General features: G+C 53.9%; 22 protein-coding genes and 1 tRNA gene. 4 read left to right on the top strand and 19 right to left on the bottom strand.

Going from position 1 to position 22,424, the window contains the following annotated elements; genetic code table 11:
• The 3 genes from LJE94_09235 to LJE94_09245 all read right to left on the bottom strand — a co-directional run.
• Positions 1 to 259 (bottom strand): hypothetical protein (locus LJE94_09235; GenBank protein MCG6910290.1); only part of this gene is annotated, 259 nt, incomplete at its 3' end.
• A gap of 43 nt (positions 260 to 302) precedes the next feature.
• On the bottom strand, positions 303 to 1,382 hold the full coding sequence (locus LJE94_09240; GenBank protein ID MCG6910291.1) for a hypothetical protein: 1,080 nt from the start codon (positions 1,380 to 1,382) through the stop codon (positions 303 to 305).
• 11 nt (positions 1,383 to 1,393) lie between these two features.
• Positions 1,394 to 2,923: a trimethylamine methyltransferase family protein gene (locus LJE94_09245; protein MCG6910292.1), complete on the bottom strand. Its 1,530-nt coding sequence runs from the start codon at positions 2,921 to 2,923 to the stop codon at positions 1,394 to 1,396.
• Between the two features lie 95 nt (positions 2,924 to 3,018).
• Here LJE94_09245 and LJE94_09250 point away from each other — a divergent pair, with 95 nt between their 5' ends.
• The gene (locus tag LJE94_09250) at positions 3,019 to 3,939 is read left to right on the top strand and encodes a LysR family transcriptional regulator (GenBank protein MCG6910293.1); all 921 of its coding nucleotides are present in this window, start codon (positions 3,019 to 3,021) and stop codon (positions 3,937 to 3,939) included.
• 212 nt (positions 3,940 to 4,151) lie between these two features.
• On the opposite strand, the gene LJE94_09255 is transcribed toward LJE94_09250, so the two are convergent.
• The 5 genes from LJE94_09255 to LJE94_09275 form a co-directional block, all read right to left on the bottom strand.
• On the bottom strand, positions 4,152 to 4,754 hold the full coding sequence (locus tag LJE94_09255) for an NUDIX hydrolase (GenBank protein MCG6910294.1): 603 nt from the start codon (positions 4,752 to 4,754) through the stop codon (positions 4,152 to 4,154).
• A 349-nt stretch (positions 4,755 to 5,103) separates the two neighbouring features.
• Positions 5,104 to 6,084, bottom strand: a complete 981-nt coding sequence (locus LJE94_09260) for a DUF4340 domain-containing protein (GenBank protein ID MCG6910295.1) — start codon at positions 6,082 to 6,084, stop codon at positions 5,104 to 5,106.
• Between the two features lie 330 nt (positions 6,085 to 6,414).
• Complete coding sequence (locus LJE94_09265; GenBank protein MCG6910296.1) at positions 6,415 to 8,634, bottom strand: Gldg family protein; 2,220 nt, start codon at positions 8,632 to 8,634, stop codon at positions 6,415 to 6,417.
• 10 nt (positions 8,635 to 8,644) lie between these two features.
• Positions 8,645 to 9,349: an ABC-2 transporter permease gene (locus tag LJE94_09270; GenBank protein ID MCG6910297.1), complete on the bottom strand. Its 705-nt coding sequence runs from the start codon at positions 9,347 to 9,349 to the stop codon at positions 8,645 to 8,647.
• Between the two features lies 1 nt (position 9,350).
• Complete coding sequence (locus LJE94_09275) at positions 9,351 to 10,286, bottom strand: ABC transporter ATP-binding protein (protein ID MCG6910298.1); 936 nt, start codon at positions 10,284 to 10,286, stop codon at positions 9,351 to 9,353.
• A 267-nt stretch (positions 10,287 to 10,553) separates the two neighbouring features.
• On the opposite strand from LJE94_09275, the gene LJE94_09280 reads away from it, so the two are divergent.
• Positions 10,554 to 11,588 carry a low specificity L-threonine aldolase gene (locus tag LJE94_09280; GenBank protein ID MCG6910299.1) on the top strand — a complete coding sequence of 345 codons (1,035 nt, stop codon included), beginning with the start codon at positions 10,554 to 10,556 and terminating at the stop codon, positions 11,586 to 11,588.
• A 13-nt stretch (positions 11,589 to 11,601) separates the two neighbouring features.
• Here the strand turns inward: LJE94_09280 and LJE94_09285 are convergent, their stop codons facing one another.
• From LJE94_09285 to LJE94_09320, 8 genes are all read right to left on the bottom strand, one after another.
• Positions 11,602 to 11,928, bottom strand: a complete 327-nt coding sequence (locus LJE94_09285) for a hypothetical protein (protein ID MCG6910300.1) — start codon at positions 11,926 to 11,928, stop codon at positions 11,602 to 11,604.
• A gap of 84 nt (positions 11,929 to 12,012) precedes the next feature.
• On the bottom strand, positions 12,013 to 12,186 hold the full coding sequence (locus tag LJE94_09290; protein MCG6910301.1) for a hypothetical protein: 174 nt from the start codon (positions 12,184 to 12,186) through the stop codon (positions 12,013 to 12,015).
• Between the two features lie 442 nt (positions 12,187 to 12,628).
• The gene (locus tag LJE94_09295) at positions 12,629 to 13,438 is read right to left on the bottom strand and encodes a hypothetical protein (protein MCG6910302.1); all 810 of its coding nucleotides are present in this window, start codon (positions 13,436 to 13,438) and stop codon (positions 12,629 to 12,631) included.
• Between the two features lie 5 nt (positions 13,439 to 13,443).
• Complete coding sequence (locus LJE94_09300) at positions 13,444 to 14,223, bottom strand: ATP-binding cassette domain-containing protein (protein ID MCG6910303.1); 780 nt, start codon at positions 14,221 to 14,223, stop codon at positions 13,444 to 13,446.
• Between the two features lie 181 nt (positions 14,224 to 14,404).
• Positions 14,405 to 15,307 carry an ABC transporter permease gene (locus tag LJE94_09305; GenBank protein MCG6910304.1) on the bottom strand — a complete coding sequence of 301 codons (903 nt, stop codon included), beginning with the start codon at positions 15,305 to 15,307 and terminating at the stop codon, positions 14,405 to 14,407.
• A gap of 263 nt (positions 15,308 to 15,570) precedes the next feature.
• Positions 15,571 to 16,566: an ABC transporter substrate-binding protein gene (locus LJE94_09310; protein ID MCG6910305.1), complete on the bottom strand. Its 996-nt coding sequence runs from the start codon at positions 16,564 to 16,566 to the stop codon at positions 15,571 to 15,573.
• A gap of 123 nt (positions 16,567 to 16,689) precedes the next feature.
• A complete protein-coding gene (locus LJE94_09315; GenBank protein ID MCG6910306.1) occupies positions 16,690 to 17,574 on the bottom strand; it encodes a homocysteine S-methyltransferase family protein in 885 nt (294 codons plus the stop codon).
• A gap of 97 nt (positions 17,575 to 17,671) precedes the next feature.
• The gene (locus tag LJE94_09320) at positions 17,672 to 18,064 is read right to left on the bottom strand and encodes a universal stress protein (GenBank protein ID MCG6910307.1); all 393 of its coding nucleotides are present in this window, start codon (positions 18,062 to 18,064) and stop codon (positions 17,672 to 17,674) included.
• A 538-nt stretch (positions 18,065 to 18,602) separates the two neighbouring features.
• Here LJE94_09320 and LJE94_09325 point away from each other — a divergent pair.
• Together LJE94_09325 and LJE94_09330 are read left to right on the top strand one after the other, a co-directional pair.
• Complete coding sequence (locus LJE94_09325) at positions 18,603 to 19,148, top strand: peptidyl-prolyl cis-trans isomerase (GenBank protein ID MCG6910308.1); 546 nt, start codon at positions 18,603 to 18,605, stop codon at positions 19,146 to 19,148.
• Between the two features lie 421 nt (positions 19,149 to 19,569).
• A complete protein-coding gene (locus tag LJE94_09330; GenBank protein MCG6910309.1) occupies positions 19,570 to 20,031 on the top strand; it encodes a hypothetical protein in 462 nt (153 codons plus the stop codon).
• Positions 20,032 to 20,298: 267 nt separating this feature from the next.
• Here the strand turns inward: LJE94_09330 and LJE94_09335 are convergent, their stop codons facing one another.
• From LJE94_09335 to LJE94_09345, 3 genes are all read right to left on the bottom strand, one after another.
• Positions 20,299 to 21,672: a DEAD/DEAH box helicase gene (locus LJE94_09335; GenBank protein MCG6910310.1), complete on the bottom strand. Its 1,374-nt coding sequence runs from the start codon at positions 21,670 to 21,672 to the stop codon at positions 20,299 to 20,301.
• A complete protein-coding gene (locus LJE94_09340; GenBank protein MCG6910311.1) occupies positions 21,669 to 21,866 on the bottom strand; it encodes a hypothetical protein in 198 nt (65 codons plus the stop codon). The genes LJE94_09335 and LJE94_09340 overlap by 4 nt, the downstream gene beginning before the upstream one ends.
• 84 nt (positions 21,867 to 21,950) lie before the next feature.
• A tRNA-Leu gene (locus LJE94_09345) sits at positions 21,951 to 22,039 on the bottom strand.
• Positions 22,040 to 22,424: the final 385 nt, after the last annotated feature.

The following is a 22,424-nucleotide window of genomic DNA, read 5'->3' on the forward strand; positions in this document are numbered from 1 at the left end:
TACTTGAGTTGGAGAGCTGCTCAACAAACTCAACGAACTCAATGAACTCAACAAACACAACAAACTCAATGAACACAATGAACTCAACAAACTCAATGAACACAACAAACACAACAAACTCAATGAACACAACAAACACAACAAACTCAATGAACTCAACAAACCCAACGAACTCAATGAACTCAACAAACACAACGAACTCAATGAACACAATGAACTCAACGAACTCAATCAACACAACAAACGCAACGAGCAACATCTTTCCAGGGTGAAACCAGAGACAGGCCTTGCAGCCCGGGTATTTACGCGTAGGTCCCGTAATCCATCACCGCCTGAACGGCTGCCTCTACGTTTTGCGGCGGCGTTGTCGCCCCCAGGTTGCACAGGTACAGGGCGAAACCGCCGTTCCTGCCTCCGACTTCCACGTAATGCCGCGTGCGTTTCCTGATCTCTGCAGGGCTGCCATGGGCCAGAAAAGCGGCGCCGATGCCCAACACCAGCGGAACACGCTTGCGAGCAGCATACGCTTTGTAAAATGCCGGACCCAGCTTTTCGACATCCGGGTCCTGCCCCTCCACAAATTCGGGGCAGGCGGACAGCTTCAAATCCAGCATCTCTCCGGGATTCTTCAGGCAAGACTCCCCGACCCAGTTGGGAACGTTAACGGTGAGTCCGCATGCGTCCCTGATCCTCACGATGTATGGCAGGATCCACTCCCTAAGAATTTCCAGATTTACAATCGGCAGAGAAGCCGACGCATCGCTGCCGCTGACATCGGCCGTCGGGCATTCGGCCTGCAGACGCTGAACCCATGGAATCAACACGTCGTCTGTCAAGCGTTCGAACAGTTCCCGGGCAAATGCCGGGTCCGTGTAGATGTCCATCAGCAGCCCTTCCAGCCCCCGTATGTTGGCTGCCAGGCTGAAAGGCGCGCAAAAGCCCAGGGTACTCTCCATTCCACCCGTCACCTGCCGGAAGATCCGATGCATGGCCAACACGGCGGGAAACCGTCCGTCCTTTTCGAAATCGGGTTTCCTTATTCTGCACAGGTCGCCTTTATCCCGGATCAGGGGCCGGGTACGGTCCACGTCCGGCATGCCCTCGTCGGGATATATGATGCGCTGTCCCAGCGCTTCCGCCTCTATGTTGTAGACGTCGTAGTCCAGCACCGGCACGTCGATGCCGTATTCCGCCATCACTTGAAGCGACCCCTTTACGAGAAGTTCGGGGTCCGAGTAGAAAGATTTGGGCGGCACACGCAACCGTGTCAACGCGAATTCATGCATCTGGGCGTAAACGGGCACCCTGTCCGGAACCCCTTGCATGGCCGAAGAAAAACGCTGCAGTCCCTCCCGGAAAAAGGCTTCGATGTTATCACTCAACCTAGCCAAAATCAGTCGAGCGCCTTTGCATCGCCGGTCACCAGATCTGCGAACCTTGCCCGAATTTCCCGGTCGACGTCATCGGAAAAAACGGCAGAATTGTCGGACACCAGGATGTTTCTTGCCAGGGCCAGTGCCTGATGAGCGGCATCGGGCCTGCCCTCCGCTTCCCAGGTGCTGCGCATGTCCCTGTTGGCCACGGTGGTTAAAAGACCGGTTTCCCGCATGTTGGCCATGGTGTGAGCGGATTCCATGAACGAGCCTCCCGGGCCGACGTCGGTGATGACGGAAAGTGCCAGGCTTTTCTCGTCGACCCCTGGAAAACCCGTCATGCGCTTGAGCATCAATGCGATTTCGTTGTCGATGACGGCCTTGCCGTAGTCGAAGGCCATGAGGCTGTCCAGCAGACCGCCCATGTTGAGCATGTCGGCTCCGGCCAGTACGGCGCCGGTTGTGTTCATACCGGTTTCGTATCCGGATTGGGCATCGTTCAGGTGCGCATTGGTCAAACCGATGTAGCCGCCTGACGGCACGCCGTAAAAGCGTGCCATCTGGCTGTGAGCCATCTGCATCAAACCGGTTTCGATGGCACCGGGTGTGTAGCTGCCGTTGCGCAGATCGGCAACCGTCGAAAGGACGGCGTATATCAGCGGTGTTCCCGGTCGAATCATCTGCGTCAGTACACCCAGTCCCAGAAATTCGGCATTACCGAGAGTCAGGCTTCCCACCAGCGACATGGGGGCGGTCAAACCGGCATTGGGGACGATGGTGCCGTAGATGGGGAGTCCCTGTTCAACCAGGTATATGAGCGTTTCGGTTGAGGCCACGTCCATGGTCAACGGCGAAATCACCGGGCAGCAATGATGGGTGATAATCGGTCGCTCCCTATAGGCGTCTTCACCGCCGGCGACAATTTTACCCAGATCCAGAACCTTCATCAGATCTTCCATGTCGGGCGTGTTTCCACGGATGGGCTTGGTGCAGTTTTTAAGGGCGGGATAAAACCGTGCCAGGCTGAACTGGCCGGAGGGGGCGTCGTCGGCCAGGGTGGAGATGGAAAAAATATCGTAGCCGGAAAGTTCGTTGATCAGGTGGGCGATGTTGGCGATATCGTCCGACGTTGCCCGTCGCTCCCTGCCGCTGGCGGGATCGATCACGTTGGGCGCCGAGGATGCCGTAACCACCACCGGGCGGTCATCGGGAATGGTGCGGTCATTGTCCGGGTCGCGTCCTTTGAAGGTAAACGTAGGCACGAACAGGCGGTAGTAGTTTTCCACCACCGATCGGGGAAATTTAATCAGACCTTCGGCACCCTCCGCCCGGCAGCCATGCTTTGTAAAGATGGATCGGGCCTTTTCGCTGTGGACGAGGATGCCCACCTTTTCAAGGATCTCGCAGGATGCGTCATGAATCTTATCGACATCCCCATCGCTGAGCAGTTTCGCAAAACGCATGTGACGGCTCCTTTTCTGTGCACGCTGACTGGATCGTGGGGTTATGGGCTTCCGAACACCTCTCTCGAAACTCGAATTTCGGATCAATCATATTGATTCCTTGGCAAAACTTGTCAAGCATTTTCTACCTGATCCACCGGCAAAACACTTGCAAGGACTCTGCAGCCATTGTAAATGTGCGTATGAATCTCAATCAGTTGAAAATCTTCTACCTGGCTGTCAAACACGGCAATCTCAGCGCGGCAGGGAAAACGCTGAACATCACCCAACCGGCAGTCACCAAGGGAATTCAGCGCCTTCAGGATCATTACGACGTTCAGCTGTTGAACCGGCTCGGGAAAAAGCTGGTCCTGACCGATGCCGGTGAGGCCCTGTTCCAAATCGCGGAAAAAATATTCGAACTGGACAGGCTGGCCGAGGACTGTGTGCGCGATTTCCAACGCAATGAAAGAGGACACATACGCATAGATGCCAGCGAGAGTTTCGGGGCCTACTACCTGCCCTCCAATGTCAACCCCTTCAGCCTCGCAAACCCGGGTCTGCGCATATCGGTCAACATCCTGCCGACCGAACAGGTTGCGGACAACACCGCCAATCTTAAAAACGATCTGGGCTTTATCTCTTTTTCCATTGTAAACGAGAAGCTTCGAATCTGCGAAATTCTTGCGGACCGCTTTGTCGTCATCGCCCCTGTGGACCATCCGTTTGCGAAAAAAAGGATCCTGGAACCGGCCGACCTGGAAGGTCAATCCATGGTGGTGCATGAAATCGGCTCCGTGCCTCATCAGGCGGTCGAGCGACTGGTCAGGGAACACCGCATATCCGTTTCGATTCCCCTGGAGCTTTCCAGCAACCGTGCCATCAAGCGGGCGGTGGAAAACGGCGCGGGCATCGCCCTGGTGTCACGAAAGGTGGCCCACGAAGAGGTCAGGATGGGAACCCTCGTCGCCATCCCCATCTCCGACAAGTCCTTCACGCGCAAGTTCTACATGGTTCACCACCGAAACAAGTACCTTTCCAAGAATCTGCAGGCTTTCATCAGGGATGTCCATCGATGGGCGGATGCGTATCAGGGGCGCGCCGGGGGCGTTGAGTCGCAATGAAAACGGTGAAATGTGCGGTGTGAAACGTAAAACGTATGGCGCAAGACCCAAGGCCCAAGGCAATTTCAACCCATCATGCGTTGAGCGGTCTGCACCTTGAGCCCTTCGCCCTGAGCCGTATTCCGTGAACTGTGAAACCTCTGACGTCTGTTCCCCGGCCTCTGATCGCTACGGTCTTACCCTCGGCCCCTGGGATCCTTATAGACAACCGTTCAAAGACGGCTTTCGGGCGGGGATGGATGCAACCCTGCGCGTCCCCCGGAAGAACGAAAATTCACGGCGTGATAAATGGATACAATGGAAAGGGCGTCGATCACCTCGCCGGCGGCAATCATCGCCAGCACCTTTTCAAGGGGAAGCCTGTGCACTTCGATAATTTCGTCGCAGTCCAGGGCCTGTGAGGTTTTGGTGAGATCCCGCGCCAGATAAACGTGGGTCACTTCGTCCGAATAGGCCGGCAACAAAAACGTCCTGCCCAGGCAAATCATCTCACCGGCTCTGTAGCCGGTCTCCTCTTCCAGTTCGCGGTGCGCACACACGAGCGGATCTTCACCGGGTTCCATGGTTCCCGCCGGCGTCTCGTAGACATAGGCCCTCACGGCGTGCCGGTACTGCCTCAGCATGCCGATCGTCTCATCCCCGAAAAGCGGCACGATGACCGTCGATCCCGGATGGCGCACGATGCCCATCTCGGTGCGAACGCCGTTGGGGTGCGTTACCTGCTCGACGGTAAAGGCGAACTGCCGACCCCGGTAGACCTCGCGTTTCGCATGGGTGGTGGAAACGGTTTCCCCACTGTCTGTACGTTTATGCATTACAACATCCTTCCGGGGTGAAACCAGTGTGCCGGGTCCTACGGGTCCGGGTATCTACGCCAACACCTTTCCGGTCGGCGGCATATCACCTGTGAACCCGTCGTCCCGGAAAAGCGGTTTTGATCAATGCCGCCGCCTGTTAAAAACGGCAACGCCCGAACGCGTCACTCGTACCCCAAAGGGCGATGAGATCGCTCCGTGGGCGGACTTCATTGCACCCCGCCTCAGCAGGCGGCACACCTCGCCGAGCCGTCCTTCACGATACCCATCCACGGCGTCACCTCGCAGCAAACACGTGCAGTCATGTCCATCGGCACTTGACATTTCCCCGCCGTTGCAACCATTGAGGTCACTCGGCCTGAGCCGGCTTCTGCTTCAACTCCCCCGGCTTTTTCATGATGCTGTCAGAACGCCACTTGGTGAGCAGAAAGGGGTAATCGTTTTCCGAAGAAACGCCCGGGACAAACGTTTCATCGCCTATCTTCACTTCCGCAAACAAATTCAGGGTGTAGGATTTAGCGCCTTTGATAACAAGGGTGTAAACGGGTTCGGTCAAGTCATCCTTGGTTTTGCCTTCCAGAAACGATTCGCATTTGAGGTCTGAAAGCGTCGAAATCAGGCTCGACATCTTGTCGGTTTCGGCCTGGATGCCGTCGGAACCGATCCACTTTTCCACGCCGCCTCCGCTTTTCCGGTCATCGTCCTGATCTTTGGCGGCATCTTTGCCGGCGGTCTTGGCTTGGACCTTTTTGAAGGTTTCGCTGAACCCGTCCGCACGGATTTCAATTTCTCCGACTGCCTGCTTGTCGAAGGCAAGCACTGTTTTTTCGCGGAATTCGCCCGCTTTTTGATCGAATTTGTCCCGGAAATTGCCTTCGGCATTGTACACGTCGTCGTCACCGGGCAGCTTTACAAAGGTGTGATGATAGGAACCAGCTGTTTTTCCAATGGTGAGTTGGAAGCAAGGTTCCTTTTTGCACCAGCACTTGAATACAATCCCCTCCTTTTCATCGAGGCCGTAGCGCTCGTAATTCTTGGATTCCGAAATCAACTCGCTAAGCGTGAGATTTTCCGCTACGGCCAGCATCTCCTTGATCTTCTGGGGGTCTGCCGGATAGTTCTGCGGAAGTATCCGCCAATCGCTCCCGGCCTTTTCGAATTCGACGGTTTTGCCTCCCTTGGCCACTTCCAGGCGGGTTATTTGCTTGGTATCCACGGGCGCGATGTCAGGCAGTTCGTAGAGCTTTCTGTCCCGGCTGCGCAATGCCAGATAGGCACCCAGGGCAACGATGACAATGAGCAGAATGATGTACTCTTTCTTCACCTTCATATATTCTTTTCCTTTAATCTATTTCAGGAGCCGAGAAGTTATAGAGCTTAAAACCCTCGCCATTCCCGCGCAGGTGGGACACACAGCGAAGCTTTCGCGCTATCCATCCAGAAAGCGATTCGCTGAGTGCCCTGGATCCCCGCCCGCGCGGGGATGACGGGAAAAACACCCCGATGGCTCAGTTATTTATGAAAGCAATCGTATTTACTATTGCGGCGCAGCCGCGTTTCATAATTTTTCATACCCGTCGTTCAATGCATTGCGACAGCATGTCGCCATGCCGTCATTTTCAATACAAGCGTGTCATATAACAGGCATGAAAAATTATTCTTATTTGAACATGGCCTGAATGCGGCGTTTACGGGCCTGGCGTCGAAAAAGAACAAGCAGGCCGAATACGACTACCAGTACAGGCAGTCCGACGATGCTGAACGATTTGACAAAGGTCCGCATCCAGACGGTCACGTCGTTCAGCGGGTTGAAGCGCTGCTCTTTGCTGCGCATGACGGCGACTCCCTCCCGGTCGTTCAGGTAGTCTATCAGGTTCATGACCAGCATATCGTTGGGGCTGCGGCCTTCTTTGTCCAGGATGTTGTCCTTGATCATTTCCGTGGAGCTGATCAGCAAAATTTTCCCGGGTTTGCCCTCGGCAATGAATTCCCGGCTGCCTTTTATCCTGGCGTCCGTGTGCGGAGCCTGCTCCTTTTCCGCCTTCCCCTGGGCTGCGTCTTGTTTCTGGCCCTTTTCATTTTTATCCGGTGCTTCCCCCTGTTTTTCCGGTATCGGCTTTCCGTCGAAATAGCTGCTGAAGCCCCCTTCGAGCAGGTAGGCGATGGAAAACTGCTGCAGGTCGTCATCCGATGGCGGCGGTTGGATGAACATGGGGTTCAGGTTGATGCGGCCCTTCATCTCCCAGGATTTTTCCGATGTCGCCAGCAGGCGGGTCGCCTTGACGCCGGTTTCCTTGAGCCGGTCGTCTACGAGCGTCAACGGGGAGGCTTTGAGGGCCACCAGGCCCTTGATGGACCGCATGAATTTCAGATCGCTGGAGATGTTCCTGTTTTTGATCATAGGGGCGAAGTATATCTCCTGCTCCCCGCCGCCGTACTGGGGCGGCAGCTTCTGCTTGAAGCAATTTTCGTCCATCACGTAGGAGGGGCTTATGCGCACGCCATAATGCGCCAACAGCTTCTCCAGGCCGCTGTCAACGGGCAGAAAAACGGGGCCCTGCTGATTCATCATGTTCAGCCCCTGCTGACTCCGGGGGTCCACCTCATTGAAGGCGTCCAGAAAAATAGCCAGATTCTTGCCCTTCATCAGGAACTGGTCGATCTGAAAAAGGTCGTAATCGGTGATTTTCAGTTTGGGACCGGGAATGATCAGGCAGTTGAGGTTGTCCGGAATGGGACCGTCCTTGAGGTCGACATTCCGGACAGTGTAGTTCTGAGAAAGCAGGCTGTAAAAATTGGTGGCGCTGTCAGGATTCTGGGGCATGCCCATGTTCGGCGGCGGAGCGGGAGAAACGGGCACGCTGCCGAAATCGGCGAGGACGCCGACGTCCTCGTTAATGTCGATGAGGGCATCGATGTTGCCGTCTATGATCTCGCCGATACGCGCCATGTCCGTCAGCTCGTACTGTGTTCCGAGAATGGGAATGCGGATGACCTGCAAGAGCGGTATGGATACGGTTTTACCGCCGTACTGCATCAGCAGGCCTATGGATCCCGAACCGGCGCTTATGTTTTTATCGGCCATCGCGGGCCACCGCAGCGTCATGATCTTGTTTTCCTCGAGCATGGCGTCGCTTGCAGGATCGCGGGTAGGATCGATGAAGGTGTAGGAAAGCTTCCCGTAGGCCTTGTCGTTCAGGCTGTCCACCGCCGCCTTCACCTTTTCCGGGATTGTCTGCAGGTTTTCTATATTCATCAGGGGCGCCACTTTTTCCAAAGATGAAGAAAGAATGAGACGTATCTCGATCTTTTCCTTCAGGTTCAGCAGGGCGCTCACTTTGTTGTTCAGCTTCTGAATGGCGGTGGTCAGCTTGTATTCGAGGCCGTCTGTATCGGTGATGGTGGGAATGCGCTCGATCATGTCACCGTGAATCAGCACCAGCCCCATGTATGCCTTTTGAAATTTGACCTCATCCTTTTCGACGGCCTGGATCTGCACCGGGAAAACCCCGTAATTCCTTGCAAGCTCTTGATTCTGCTTGGCATCGGGGCTCGTGTCCCCCGATGCGGTGCTGACGTCGTAAAAGCGGTAGTTGAAATAGCGGTTGCCATAGTGGGCGTATTCCTCGAGCAGGTCGTGCAGGTAGCGCTCCGTATTGTTGTGGGGGGCCGGCAGGTTTTTGCTGAAGAATACATTGATGGTCAGCGGCTCGGAAAGGGTCGCGACCACATGGCGGCTGATGTCGGAAATGGAATACAGCTTGTTCCGGGTCAGGTCGATTCTGAAAAACAGGGTGATTCCGGCCATGTTGACCAGGACGACCACGACCAGATAGATGATGAATTTGATATAGCGATTCGATGAATGGGCACCATTCATGGTTTTCTCCTTAATACTTCTCCTGCATGGATATGTTTGCCCCGTAAAGGCTCACGAAAACGACACTGGCAAAATAAAGAATGTCTCTGGAGTCGATGATCCCTTTGGCAATATTCTGAAAATGATATCCGGCTCCCAGGTAGGCAAGAACGCCCAACAAATTTTTGGGAAGGAAAAAAAGCATTTTGTCTACCAACGTGAGGCTGAAGCAGATGGCGGTAGCCACAATGAACGCGATGATCTGATTGCGCGTCAGGGAAGAGGCGAACAGCCCCACGGCCGCAAAAGCGCCTCCGAGAAGAATGGCGCCGAGATAGCCCCCGACAACCGGCCCCCAGTCCAACTCACCCATGACGGACACCAGAATGGGATAGGCCGCCGTCGGCACCAGCATGGCGGCGATAAAAGCGATGCACGCCAGGAATTTGCCCAGGATGACGTCCTGAAACGTCACCGGCATGGTGAGCAAAAGCTCGTAGGAGCCGACATTCAGCTCCTCCGAGAAAAGCCGCATGGTTACGGCGGGGATTATGAAGGAAAAGATGATCGGCAGCAGAGAAAAGAAATTTCTCAAGCTGGCCTGGCTGTAAAGAAAAAAAGTGCTAAAGAAAAACCAACCGATCACCACCAGAAATATGGCGATGACGATGTAGGCGATCGGCGAAATAAAGTAAGCGCCGAATTCCTTTCTAAATATATGCGCAGCCTGTTTCATGTTATTTCTCCTGGGTTAGATTTCGGAAGATGTTTTCCAGGCTCTGCTTTTCCAGAACGAATTCGTTCAGCAGCCAATCCGTCTGTTTGATGTGGGCATACACCCTGTGGCGCGTTTCGAGACCTCCCGTACACACCAGCTTGACTTCGACATCTCCGTTGACGGCACTCACGACCTCCACCCGCCCGACCCCCTCGACGCCCCCTAACTGCTGCTCGACGGTGTCCTTTTGTGCGCCTTCCAGGGCAATCTTCAGAATGGTCTCGCGACCTTCTTCCTGTTTGAGACTTTCCGTGCTCCCGTCCGCCACGATCTTGCCGCGGTTGATAATGACGATGCGGTCGCAGGTCGCCTCGGCTTCGCTGAGAATATGGGTGGAAAGAATGATGGTTTTCTGCTTGCCGATCTGCCGGATGATTTCGCGAATTTCAACGATCTGATTGGGGTCGAGCCCCGATGTCGGTTCGTCGAGGACCAGAATTTCCGGATCGTTCATCATGGCATGGGCCAGACCGACGCGCTGTTTGTAGCCTTTGGAAAGCTCGTCGATGGGCTTGTGCATGACGCCGCTCAGACCGCACAGGCCGGCCAGTTCCCGAATGTGGGATATCCGATCATGCGGGTCGACCCCCCGGATGCCGGCGATGTACACAAGGTAGTCGTACACGAGCATGTCCTTGTAAAGGGGTGCCGATTCCGGCAGGTAACCCATCAGTTTCTTGATGGCCAGGGCATCGCTTTCGATGTTCAAATTCTTGACCCGTACGGTCCCGGAGGTGGGTTTTAAAAAACAGGTCAGCATTCTCAGTGTGGTGGTTTTGCCCGCCCCATTCGGTCCGAGAAGCCCCAGTATCTCCCCCTTTTTAATGTCGAAACTGATCTGGTCGACAGCCTGCAGCTCCTTGTAATTTTTGGACAAGTTTTCTATATGGATCATATCCATCTCCCGTTGATAGGTGTATCGATCCTCATCCGATAACGGCATGCATCAGCATGCCGGAACTCTGGTCAGTCCTTATTCTGGCAGCTTGAATTGAGCGATTTTCGGGTTTGCCGCCGGTGCAAGGAAAATTTCTTTTCGCTATGGAAATAGAATCAAGCATTTTAATGAAGGTGGCAAATCTGTCAAGGAAAAATTATTGACACGCATCTGTTTTCAAGCCAATCTTCGGTTTCCCTTTCTACAGCATAAGGAGAAACGCCGATGACGAACAACGCCTTCAGGGGATTTGCCAGCGACAACAATTCAGGCGTGCACCCCGAAATCATGGAAGCCATTGCAAGGGCCAACCAGGGGCATGCCATCGCCTATGGAGACGACCCATATACCAAAACCGCCCTGCGGCGGTTCAAAGCGACATTCGGCCGGAATATCGAGGTATATTTCGTCTACAATGGGACCGCCGCCAACGTTCTCGGCCTGAAATCGGCAACGCGATCGTTCAACAGTGTCATATGCGCCGAAACGGCTCACATCAACGTGGACGAGTGCGCCGCGCCAGAAAAATTCTGTGGCTGCAAGCTGCTGCCCGTAGCGACACGTGATGGAAAATTGCGCCCGCCCGACATCGAAAAACACCTGCACGGGTTCGATTTTGAACACCACGCCCAGCCCGGGGTGATTTCCATCACCCAACCCACGGAACTCGGCACGCTTTACACCCCGGATGAAATCAGGGCCGTTGTCGATCTCGCCGGGAAACACGGTCTGATCGTGCACATGGACGGCGCCAGAATCGCAAATGCCGCCGTGGCGCTGAATGCCGATTTAAAAGCCGTGACCGGTGATTTAGGCATCGACGTGCTGTCGTTCGGCGGTACGAAAAACGGTATGATGTTCGGTGAGGCCATTGTTTTTTTCAATCCCAAGCTCGCCGAAAACTTCAAATATATCCGCAAACAGGGCATGCAGCTGAATTCAAAAATGCGTTTTATTTCCGCGCAGTTCGATGCTTATCTTTCCAACGGGCTCTGGGAACGCAACGCAGGACACGCCAACGCATTGGCGCAGCGTCTGAAGCGAGGGATCGATGGCATTCCCGTGGTAAGCGTAACCCAGAAAGTGGAAACAAACGGGGTTTTCGCCGTGGTTCCGGAAAAGCACATACCGGCATTGCAGGATGCATTTTTTTTCTATGTATGGGACGCAAGCACGTCAGAAGTGAGATGGATGACCTCCTTTGATACCCAGGCAGAAGACGTGGATGCTTTTGTGCAGTTGCTGAGGACAACTTTCTGAAAACGGCGGACGCTTACGCCTGCTGGCGATCGATTTTATTTAAAACGATCCTTTTTTTGTCAAAGGTGATTTCGAACTGATCGCCGGGGTGAAAAATTGAATCTTCGATACGCGTTTTCGGGATAATGATCGAATTTTGACTGAATCTGACGATCTTCGGGTGGGGTTTGTACAGTCCTTTGATTGCCGACGGGTTCTCGAGTCTGTTGGTATACGTCAGCTTGGCGACCCGAGTCTGCAGCGTTTTCAGCGTGATGTCGGTCTTCTCGCAGATCCTGTCTGCGTTCATATACTCCTTGATTATCTTCAACAGTGCCTTATCTGAAATTTTAGTCGCCATTCACCCTCCACAGCAAAAAAAACGACCCTCCTCATAGAGCCTTGTGTCCAGCTCTGACGCCGAGCGACCGCCGATGAAAGTCAACTAAGATATTGATTCAAATGTTCTGTCAATATCTTTCGCAATTTTATAAATAAATTTATTTCCATCAAAATCACGGCTTATGTACTCTATATCAAATTCATCAAAACTGTCAAGTTCATCAATAAAGGATTTACAATCAACATCATAATTAAAGTTTTCATTTAATAGTTTCATGATATATCTCCTATATTGATAGTTTGAATCCTTTAATCATATATTTTTATATATGTCAAGTATTATAAGTTTTTATTTAATATTTTTGATTTTAATATTAAATTTTAGCATTAAAATTTTTAATGATATATTAAAATTAACAATCTTTATTCGATCATTTAAAAGCTAACCAGTTGGGCAACGTCAGAGGCATTGGGCTTGGCCACAACCAACTATTCCGGAATACTGGAATATTGGGGTGTTGGCGTATTCGGAGGTCGGAGGTCGGGACTTAGGGTGAAGGTCGGGGAACAGAAGTCGGAAGTCTCACAGTTCACGGAATACGGCTCAGGGCTCAAGGTGCAGACCGCTCAACGCATGATGCTTTGAAATCGCCTTGCGCCTTGGGCCTTGCGCCATACGTTTTACGTTTCACATCTTACATTTCACGATTCACGGCGTTTCACGTCTCACGTTTCACGTCTAACGCCTCACATTTACACGCCGTGGTGTCCTGAGGGGGGAGGTCGTTGTAGTCGAGCCGCGGCACATCGCGGTGCTCATATTCGAGCCGCAGGCGGAATTTTTCCACCTCTACCCTGCTTTCGAGGCTTTTTTTTGCCAGCAGATAGCGCAGGAAAATGATCAAAAGAAGCATGCCGACCAGGGTCATGGCCAACCCGAGGGCCGCCCATTTGTATGTGACGATGATTCGCAAGCCGGCTTTCCCGGCTGAAAGAAAAGCGTTCGGCAGCACCCAGTATGCCGCAGCCGCCAACAGGATCAATGCGCCCAGAACAAATATGTTGAAGCGGCTTATCGCCGTGAGCATGCGCTCGAATCCAGACAAGGGTGCGGCGCCGTTTTCGGTTCCTCGCTCCACAGGCCGACGGGGTGCGGCGAAAAGCGCCGACCACGCCCTCACGATGAACGCAAAAAGCAGGACCAGTCCAATTGGCATGCCAAAGGCGGCTGCAAACCACGCCCGGAATGGAAAGGGCTTGCGGTCGTTGTACATTCGCACCCGATACTGCTCCAGAGGGCCAAAGGTTTTTTCGAAGGATTGCCTGTCGACCTGCGAAAGGGTGCCGCCCTCCAGAACCAACACCACCTTCCCCGACTGGTCCGCTATCTGCAAGACGGGTTTGCGGCCGGCACGCATGGCCGCGATGGCAAAAATTTCGAGTTCAATCAGGAACAAGGCCACCATCACGATGATAAAAAGGGTGCGATGTGCCTTGATGGTGCCGAGGATGTTTTGATCAGCGCTCATGGGTGTCACGCCAGGAGAGACTCATCTTTGAGGGTGGCACCGAAGCGCTGCACGGCTTCCTGAACGGTAAACGACTTTTTCTCCTCGCCTGAGATGTCAAGCTGAATTTTCCCCTCGTGCAGCATGATGAGCCGGTTGCCAAACCGGATGGCCTGCTCCATGTTGTGCGTAACCATCATGGCGGTGAGTTGATTTTCCGAAATGATTTTCTGCGTCAGATCCATAACCCGTCTGGCGGTCTTCGGGTCCAAAGCGGCCGTGTGTTCATCCAGAAGCAGCAGTTTCGGCAGCGTTAGGGTCACCATGATCAGGGTCAGCGATTGACGCTGTCCGCCGGAAAGAAGGCTGACCGATTGTCTGAGACGCTTTTCCATGCCGAGTCCCATCTTCCCGAGGAGAACCCGGTAATGCTCGCGTCTCACTTTGGTCACCCCCCACCGCAGCGTTCTGGTCATCCCCCTCAGGTCAGCCATCCCCAGGTTTTCCTCGATGGTCATGGAAGCCGCCGTACCCATCAACGGATCCTGAAAAATTCTGCCGAGGTATTTGGCCCGTTTGTGCTCGGGAAGACGGGTCACATCGATGCCGTCGACGCGGATTCGTCCCTGATCCGATGCATAGGTGCCGGATATGAGGTTCAACAATGTCGTTTTGCCCGCACCGTTGCTGCCAATGACCGTCACGAAATCGCCCTTTTCAATCCGCAGGGTGATACCGTCTATGGCCACCTTCTGGTCCATGGTGCCCAGGTTGAATGTCTTTTTGAGGTTCTCGATTCTCAGCATGTCCGATACAGATAACCCGCATAAACGACAGGCGCTTCTCTTTTCTCCCGCGTTGGGCGTTTCGAAGTAAATGGTTCACCCAACCGCTTTGGCGGCAACGTCTCTTAGGCCGAAAGTCGATGGCAGCAGTGGGCGGCGGGCGTGAGCATCGAACCCGCACCTTTCAGCCTTCGGCCTCGACTCACACGCCTCTTAAATGCAGTTTCCCCTCTTTTTCCTTTTTCAGGGCCGGGATACCCAAAGCCAGGATCACCATGACACCGGTGGCCATCTTCAGGTCCGTGGGCGCCAGCCCCAGTCGCAGCCCTATGGATATGATCGCTTTGTAGAGAATCGAGCCGACAACGGCGGCGAGTGTCATGCGCTGGATGGTCCTGGTGCCGACAAGCGTCTCTCCGATGATAATGGCTGCAAGTCCGGCTACGATCATGCCGATGCCCATGCCCACATCCGCAAACCCCTGATCCTGTGCCACAAGCGCACCGGAAAGGGCCACAAGCGCATTGGAGAGGCCCAGTCCGAGGACGGTCATGCTGTCCGTGTTCACGCCCAGCGTTCTGATCATCTGTTCATTGTCGCCCGTTGCCCGCATGGCGAATCCGATCTGAGTGTGCAGGAAGAGATCGGCACCCAACTTGACCACGGCCGTAACCACCAGAAAAAACAGGATGATGGGAATGAACCGGTTCATGTCCAGGTTCTCCAGCGGCGTCATCAGGGTGTCGACCGTCAGCAGTTGAATGTTGGACCGTCCCATGATCCTCAGATTGATCGAATAGAGCATCGTCATGATCAAAATACCCGCCAGAAGGCTGTTTATCTTCAGCCTGGTGTTCAACAGTCCGGTCAGACACCCGGCGACAAATCCGCTGACGACAGCCGTCAGCACGCTCAACCCCGGTGAAACCCCCTCGGTTATCAGGCGGGCCACCACGGCCCCGCCCAGTGCGAAGCTGCCGTCAACCGTGAGGTCCGGAAAAGACAGAATTCGGAAGCTGATGACGATACCTAAAGCCACCAACGCGTATGCCAGTCCCTGCTCAAGGGAACCCGGAACGATCCGCAACATACTCTCTATAAACATCTGACTATACTATCCCGTCATGTCCATGGCACAATCACAGGCATTGGGATGCCTGAATCAGTGCATGTCAAATTTCAACGATAAAAAACAATCACGAAAACACGAAATGTGAACGTCACGAAATCATGGCATCTTTTCGCGATTTCACCTTTTCGTGATTTCGTGATGAAAATATTGTACACGCCCAGCGGCAAGCCGTGGGGAATGCACTCCCTGTCGTAATTTAAATCTTCGTTGGCCTGTTCCGGCGTTGCAAGGTGGGGTTATCTGCCTTTAATGACATTCCCCTGCTCATCCCACAGCTTGTCGGCCGCTTTTTCGACCAGCGTCGTGGGAAGCGCGAGGCCCTGCGCCTTGGCATGCTGGAGGCTCACCCACAAGCTGTAGCCTTCGGCGAGCCCGGCCTCGACCTCACCCGGGTCTTCCCCTTTCAGGATTCTGGCGGCCTTCTTGCCGGCTGTGTATCCAATCTTGAAGTAGTCCAGCCCATAGGCGGCCACGGCCCCTCTGGGGCAGCTGTCCCTGTCGCCTGCAAACAAGGGGATCTTGTTTTCGTTACAGACCTTGACGATGGATTCGAAGGCCGAAACAGCGGTATTGTCCGAGGTTATGTGGATAGCGTCCACACGCCCGACCAGACTCTGGGCAGCCTGCATCACCTCCGAACTGCCGGATACATGCGCCTCGATGAGCGTGTCGCCCATCGCCTCCACCGCCTTCTTCATCTCTTTGATATGGAAAGTCACATTCACGTCACCGGGGTTGTAGATGGTGCCCCAGCGTTTGGCGTGGGGTACCAGATCCTGGTACATGCGGCACTGAAGCTCGATGGGCCATCTGTCGCTCACACCGGTAACGTGGGTTCCGGTCTTGCCCATTTTGGGTACGATGCCGGTGTCCACGGGGGCCGTTACCGAGGAAAAGACAATGGGAATGGTCTTGGAAATCTTAACGGACGCCTGGGCGTTCGGCGTACTGATAGCATGAATCAGATCGACCCGGTCATCCTCGAACTTGCGCGCGATAATGGCGCAGTTGGACTGGTCCCCCTGGGCGTTCTGCCGGTCGAAAACCACGTTTTTTCCTTCGACAAAGCCCTCTTCCTCCAAAGCTACCTTGAACCCTTTGGAGTCGTTGTCCAGGGCCGGATGAGAAACAATCTGCGCCTCGCCGATGCGTATCATTTCGGCCCAGGCGCCAGAACAGAAGAGCAACCCTGCAAGCAACAAACAGATTCCCACCAAAGTTGTTTTTTTCATCCTTCTACCTCCTAGCTAATTTAAGTCAACCACGAACTTTTTTTCAACACATTGTCAAACGGAAATCTTCGCCGTTAGAATAGGAATTTTCCCGCATTCCCCGTATGAAACATCAATAGCCGTTCAAGACCTGATTTGCCTGACCATTTCCCGAATGAAGCTGGCATTGGTTCCGCAACACCCGCCGACCATGTCCGCCCCGGCATCCACCAGTCGCCTGACATCCTCCGCGAACTCCTGGGCGGTCTGTTCGTAGCGCGTCGGTCCACCATCGTCGGCTATCGGTTTGCCGGCATTGGGTTGTATCAGTATCGGTTTTTCAGTGGTGCTCTTCATTTCCACGACCAGTTCCAACATGTCCCGGCTTCCCAATGTGCAATTGCTGGCAATGACGTCGGCGCCGCTATCCTCGAAAGCCTGTACACACTGCCCGACACCTTCGCCCATCATGGTGAAATAGCCGTTTGGTGTTTTGTTGTAGGTAACCGCGGCAATGACGGGGCAGCTGCCTGCCCGTTTTGCCGCCCTTACGGCGGCCAGGGACTCTTCCAGTGAAAACATGGTCTCTATGCTGATGAGGTCGGCGCCGTTTTTCAGCAGCACGGCTGCCTGATGGAAAAAGGTTTCTTCCAGTTCCTCCACAGTAGCAGTTCCGACAGGTGGCAGCATCCTGCCGGTAGGTCCGATGTCACCGGCGACGAAGCACCCTTCAGGGCAGGCCCTTTTAGCAATTTTTACGGCGGCCGCATTCACGGCTTCGGCTTTGTCCCCCGATCCCTTGTCTGCCAGTTTCAACGCGGTTCCGCCAAAGGTGTTGGTTTGAACGACATCCGATCCGGCTGCAAAGTATCGGCGGTGAATGTCTTCGACGATATCCGGTCGCTCCAGATTCCACAACTCCGGTGTGCCGCCGGCGGGCAGCCCCGATTCCAGCAGCATGGTTCCCATGGCCCCGTCGAAAATGACGACCCGCTCGGCAACCAGGCTTAATAGACTCTTTTTCCTCATATGGCCGTCCATCAGAATTGGATTGTTAATAAATGAAAAGAAACAGAGAAAATCAGAAGGTTAGAAGGTAAGCGGCTGATTTTCTCACCTTTCGGACTTACTTCACCGTAACCACGGGGCAGTGTGCCTTTAAAATCACGTACTGCGCCGTGGAACCGAAAACAATCTTTTCGACCTTGGACCGCCGCTTGATACCGATGATGATTTCATCCACCATCTCCTCTTCGGCAAAATTGACCAGGTCTTCCCCTGAAGAAAGCCCGCGGATCAGCAGATGGGTATCGCAGTCCAGGCCATCGTCTACGCATGCCTTTTTCTCAAACTCCAGGTCCAATTCCGCCCTCTCGATATCCTCCTTCTCGGATTCGGTCCCCTTGATCATCGAGGTTACGAGAATGAGGCTTCCGTTAAAGGACTTGGCATGTTCCCTTCCCAGTCGGATCGCCTCACGCGAGGATCTCGATCCATCATAGCACACCATTATTTTCATCGGTTACTCCTTTCAAGTTAACAACATTATCTCCACGTTCACGCCCCTAAGTCGAGCGTTTCAAATTTCAGGGCAGGACTCCCTAATGCCTGTATCGCCGCACTTACAGAAACCATATTCATGTAATCAAACTGATTGTTTAACACACATTTATCCGGAATTCCACCCAAAACAGGCGGTTAAAACATAAAATGTGAAACGCGCAACACGGTTAACGTCTTACGTCTCACGGTTTTCGACCGGTTGCCGAATAACGAAAAGACAGGCAGAAAATGGCCCTATACCAGGCCGCCCATCGAAGCGGGCGGCTCAGGAAAAATATCGAGGCCGCAAGGCAGGCGCTTGATAAATACCGATGCATACGGTCATAAAAGGCTTGCACAACAGGCTTGGCAGTGGCATGCTGCCCGTCAGTCCAGGAAATCTCGTCAACTGTCTCGCCTGTAGGCGGGGGATCTTCTCCCATTCTTCGAGTGGGACGTGGGAGCGTGAGGATATCGATATGAAATGCCGATGGTTCATCATTTTGTTTGTCGTTATGCTGTTGTGCGCCGGCAACCTCTCCGCCGGAACCGTCAACCCCAGGGTCAGTATGCAGACCAGTCTGGGCCCGATCATCATCGAGCTCGATCGTCAGGCCGCCCCAAAAACCGTTGAGAATTTTATAAATTACGCCGAAACAGGCTTTTATGACGAAACCATCTTCCACCGTGTCATCAAGGGGTTTATGATTCAAGGCGGCGGTTTGACAAAGGATATGCAGCGAAAAAAGACCGGTCAGCCCATCGAAAACGAGGCCGACAACGGGTTGAAAAACACCCGCGGATCCATCGCCATGGCGAGAACCATGAACCCCCACTCGGCCACCGCCCAATTTTTCATCAACACGGCCGACAACAAAAACCTGGATTTCACATCGAAAACGACTCAGGGCTGGGGGTATTGCGTGTTCGGCCGGGTCGTCTCGGGGATGGAAATCGTAGACAAGATCGAGAGTACCCCCACGACCCTGCGCGCCGGAAGGCGGGACGTGCCCGTGGAAACGGTGACGATAGAATCGGTTGCGGTGATTGCTGCCCAGTAGATCAAAGAGGATTCAAGGGGTCCAGGGGCCGAAGGGCCTTATGGAAACCAAGAAATCAGAATATAGAAGAAGTGAAAGGCCGGCGTTCGGCAGGGTTGAAACCCGCGCTACATAATCGTGGGCTTTATGCAATAGGCTAGTAAACGCGTTTCCGCTTTCCGATCGTCCGCAAGCGGTTTAAGCGCTTGACACCACCCCTTTAAATGCTTATTTTAGAACACCTGAGTTGAGCGATTGTCGAGAGCCTGTCCCGCCACAGGCGGGGTTGCCGCTCATCTTAGGTCGTGTGTAATCGGTTGGCGTTCTGCCATCTGAACATTCTGGCTCCCCGACTGACGCTGTGCTGAATTCCCCGCCGCATGCCACCGCCGACCATAAAATCCATTTTCCTTTTCTCCATCGATCCGGGGAGGGAAACACCATGCATGCCGACAGAAAAAAGATCGAGCGTAGAATGCACAAACGCTTTGCCGCCAGGGAAAAAACATTCGCCGTGCTGCGGTCGAGCCGGTCCCGCATCGACCACATCAACACGATGAGCATGGGGGAGATAGCATGCGCCGTCTACAATACCAAACCCGCTATGGTTGGGGAGATTGTCGATATAAGCCAGGGCGGCCTCTCGTTTGACTGTATCGAATGTGACGATGCGTGCCAGACACAGCTGATGCTGGATATTCTCTCGGCGGGTGAAAAGTTTTACCTTGACAGAATCAGATTCAAACCGGTGCGTGATGAAAAAACCGACGAAGACGCGTCGTTCAGCCCCATCCCCCGAAAAAAGCAGGGCATCCAGTTCGTGGGGCTCACATTCGAGCAGCTGTCCAGGCTTGAAAATTTTTTGCGCAACCACGGGATGGGAACATACCCTCCTGACGAGTAGATGACCGGGCTCGCAGGACCCGGTGCTGGTTTCACTCTGGAAGGGGGTTGTCTGGATACCGTTGAAACAGGTAAATCCTAAATTCCAATATCGAAATTCTAAACAAATTGAACACGCCCCGCAGCAAGCCTAAGGAAAATCTTCACCGCAGGGAATTCTGTCAATTATGATTCGCTCGCTTACCCTGCGGCAAGCTGCAGGGAATGCGCTCGCTATCTCGGTTCAAATATCAAAACGTCATTAAAAGGGGCGCAAGCGAGCGTTTTTTCACAGGTCTCGGACCGCTGCATCCGAATACACCCGTTGGCGCTGGACCGCCGCCTTCTTCAAAATATCCACCCGGGCGTCCACATAATCGAACACCCTGGCTTTTTCCTTGCCGTGTCCGGGTCTTAGAACCCTGCCAAGGTATTGAATAAGCCTTCCACTGAAACGAATGGGGGTCGCCAGAAAAAGGGTCGACAGGGCTTTGCAGTCGAACCCCTCGCCCACCAGCTGCCCCGTGGCGATCAGCACCCGGATCTCCCCTCTGTTCAGCCGCTGCAGCACCCCCTTGCGTTCTTCATTGCTCAAGTCGCCGGTCAACAGCTCGGCATCCAGCTTATGGTTGAATTTCAGCAGCGCCTGCAGGGTTTCACAGTGTTTCTTGCGGTCCGACAAAACCAGGCTGACGCCCCGCCCCTTTTCCGCCTCTGCGGCCACATCGGCGGCGATCATCCGGTTCCGTTCGTCATCCATGGCGAGTTCCATGAGCATCTTGCTGTAATGCTGAACGGGGTCGTGATAGGGCTCGAAACGGGTTTCCCTGATCATCACCTCGGCCCCTAAGATATGGCCTTCATCGACGAGACGCGACTTGTCGATTTCCCAGTGGACATCCCCCAGGTGCCAGAATATCAACTTGGACAACTTGTCCCTTCTCCACGGTGTAGCGGAGAGACCGAGCATGTAGCGCGAATCGAACTCCGTCACTGCCTCCGTGAACGTTCGGCTGGGCGCCCGGTGGCACTCGTCGACAACGAGGTGCCCGATGCTTTGAAAAACCTCGTCCGCACGCCGGTACAGCGACTGAACCAGAGCCACCGTGATCCTGTCGCCCACCGTCATCTTCCCGGAACCGATGAGCCCCACTTCGTTTTCCCCGATATCCAAAAATCGGGCGATGGCTTCGATCCACTGAAAGGCCAGTTCCTTGGTGTGAACGACGACGAGGGTGGGCTGCTTTCGGCGGGCTATCATGTAGAGCGCCATGACGGTTTTGCCGCTGCCGGTGGGCGCGCTGAGCGTCCCGAAATCCCTGCTCAGCATCCGGTTTACCGCATCCTCCTGGAAATCCTTCAAGGTGCCCTTGAAACCAAACTCGGTGTCAGGCAGCTCCCGGCGGCGGTCTTCGATGTCGGGGACGGTGCCTTTTTTTCTACACATCAGCATCAATTGGCGCATGTAACCGCGCGGGATCCACAGGCAGTCCTTCCACTTGCTGTAAAGCCTCAACATCTTCGGTGTGTTGCGGTTCCAACGGCCCATGCGTTCGTTTTCGAGCCATTTGGGGTTGATCATGGTGAGCTGTTCGACGAGCTCGTCACGCATGTCGGGTGGCAGCTGGCTGAGCTTCAGCTGTTTGCCGATTTCGATTTTCAAAAGACAAAGATCCTAACGGCAATCAGGGCGGCGAGAATGATCACGATCAGAATGGCGGGCGTTGTAAGGTAGGGGGCATACCATGGTTTTTGCATGGCACGCGCCTTTTGCAGTTCTTTAAAAAACCAGTGCCCCAGAATCAGGGCGGCGATAAACGGCGGTACGAACTTGATAAGTTTGACGACGATGTCCATTAGAAAAGCGTCCAATCCTGAGAGGGGGCGGCCCCACGCCCCCCCTTATTAGCTGGATCCTGAGCCGGCTTAGGTGGATAAAAATGGTGCCCGGGACGAGAATTGAACTCGTACAGCCTCTTAGGACCGAGGGATTTTAAGTCCCTTGCGTCTACCAGTTCCGCCACCCGGGCAATATTGTTATATCAGCAGGTTATTCTTTATTTTTATGTCTTAAGTTGAGCCGGTGGCTCATGAAGAGAGTCAACGTCAGCCTCAACCAAGGTTCGGCTTTCATGTATCCACAATCACTCTGATTGTCAAGTCCGGCAAAAAACTGTCTGCCGGCAAAGACGCTGCATGCGGGGGGCTCCCTAACAGGGCAGGCGGTATTTTGTTCATTGTGTTGATGTGTATGTTGAGTTGGCGTGCTCATTGAGTTTATTGTGTCTATTGAGTTGCTCGCTGACCCAACAAAGCTGCTAACCCAGTCAACGCAAAAAACCCTCTAACCCAATGAACGCAAGTAACCCGCCTTGAAACCAACCCGGCTGTTGCGCTTGCCCCGGCCATCTGTTA

The organism is Deltaproteobacteria bacterium, assembly GCA_022340465.1.
GTDB lineage: Bacteria > Desulfobacterota > Desulfobacteria > Desulfobacterales > B30-G6 > JAJDNW01.

Excerpts from the sequence above, each read along its gene's own strand:
- LJE94_09250 (MCG6910293.1), top strand. The coding sequence starts at position 3,019 with ATGAATCTCAATCAGTTGAAAATCTTCTACCTGGCTGTCAAACACGGC.
- LJE94_09255 (MCG6910294.1), bottom strand. The coding sequence starts at position 4,754 with ATGCATAAACGTACAGACAGTGGGGAAACCGTTTCCACCACCCATGCG.
- LJE94_09260 (MCG6910295.1), bottom strand. The coding sequence starts at position 6,084 with ATGAAGGTGAAGAAAGAGTACATCATTCTGCTCATTGTCATCGTTGCC.
- LJE94_09265 (MCG6910296.1), bottom strand. The coding sequence starts at position 8,634 with ATGAATGGTGCCCATTCATCGAATCGCTATATCAAATTCATCATCTAT.
- LJE94_09270 (MCG6910297.1), bottom strand. The coding sequence starts at position 9,349 with ATGAAACAGGCTGCGCATATATTTAGAAAGGAATTCGGCGCTTACTTT.
- LJE94_09275 (MCG6910298.1), bottom strand. The coding sequence starts at position 10,286 with ATGATCCATATAGAAAACTTGTCCAAAAATTACAAGGAGCTGCAGGCT.
- LJE94_09280 (MCG6910299.1), top strand. The coding sequence starts at position 10,554 with ATGACGAACAACGCCTTCAGGGGATTTGCCAGCGACAACAATTCAGGC.
- LJE94_09285 (MCG6910300.1), bottom strand. The coding sequence starts at position 11,928 with ATGGCGACTAAAATTTCAGATAAGGCACTGTTGAAGATAATCAAGGAG.
- LJE94_09290 (MCG6910301.1), bottom strand. The coding sequence starts at position 12,186 with ATGAAACTATTAAATGAAAACTTTAATTATGATGTTGATTGTAAATCC.
- LJE94_09295 (MCG6910302.1), bottom strand. The coding sequence starts at position 13,438 with ATGAGCGCTGATCAAAACATCCTCGGCACCATCAAGGCACATCGCACC.
- LJE94_09300 (MCG6910303.1), bottom strand. The coding sequence starts at position 14,223 with ATGCTGAGAATCGAGAACCTCAAAAAGACATTCAACCTGGGCACCATG.
- LJE94_09305 (MCG6910304.1), bottom strand. The coding sequence starts at position 15,307 with ATGTTTATAGAGAGTATGTTGCGGATCGTTCCGGGTTCCCTTGAGCAG.
- LJE94_09310 (MCG6910305.1), bottom strand. The coding sequence starts at position 16,566 with ATGAAAAAAACAACTTTGGTGGGAATCTGTTTGTTGCTTGCAGGGTTG.
- LJE94_09315 (MCG6910306.1), bottom strand. The coding sequence starts at position 17,574 with ATGAGGAAAAAGAGTCTATTAAGCCTGGTTGCCGAGCGGGTCGTCATT.
- LJE94_09320 (MCG6910307.1), bottom strand. The coding sequence starts at position 18,064 with ATGAAAATAATGGTGTGCTATGATGGATCGAGATCCTCGCGTGAGGCG.
- LJE94_09325 (MCG6910308.1), top strand. The coding sequence starts at position 18,603 with ATGCTGTTGTGCGCCGGCAACCTCTCCGCCGGAACCGTCAACCCCAGG.
- LJE94_09330 (MCG6910309.1), top strand. The coding sequence starts at position 19,570 with ATGCATGCCGACAGAAAAAAGATCGAGCGTAGAATGCACAAACGCTTT.
- LJE94_09340 (MCG6910311.1), bottom strand. The coding sequence starts at position 21,866 with ATGGACATCGTCGTCAAACTTATCAAGTTCGTACCGCCGTTTATCGCC.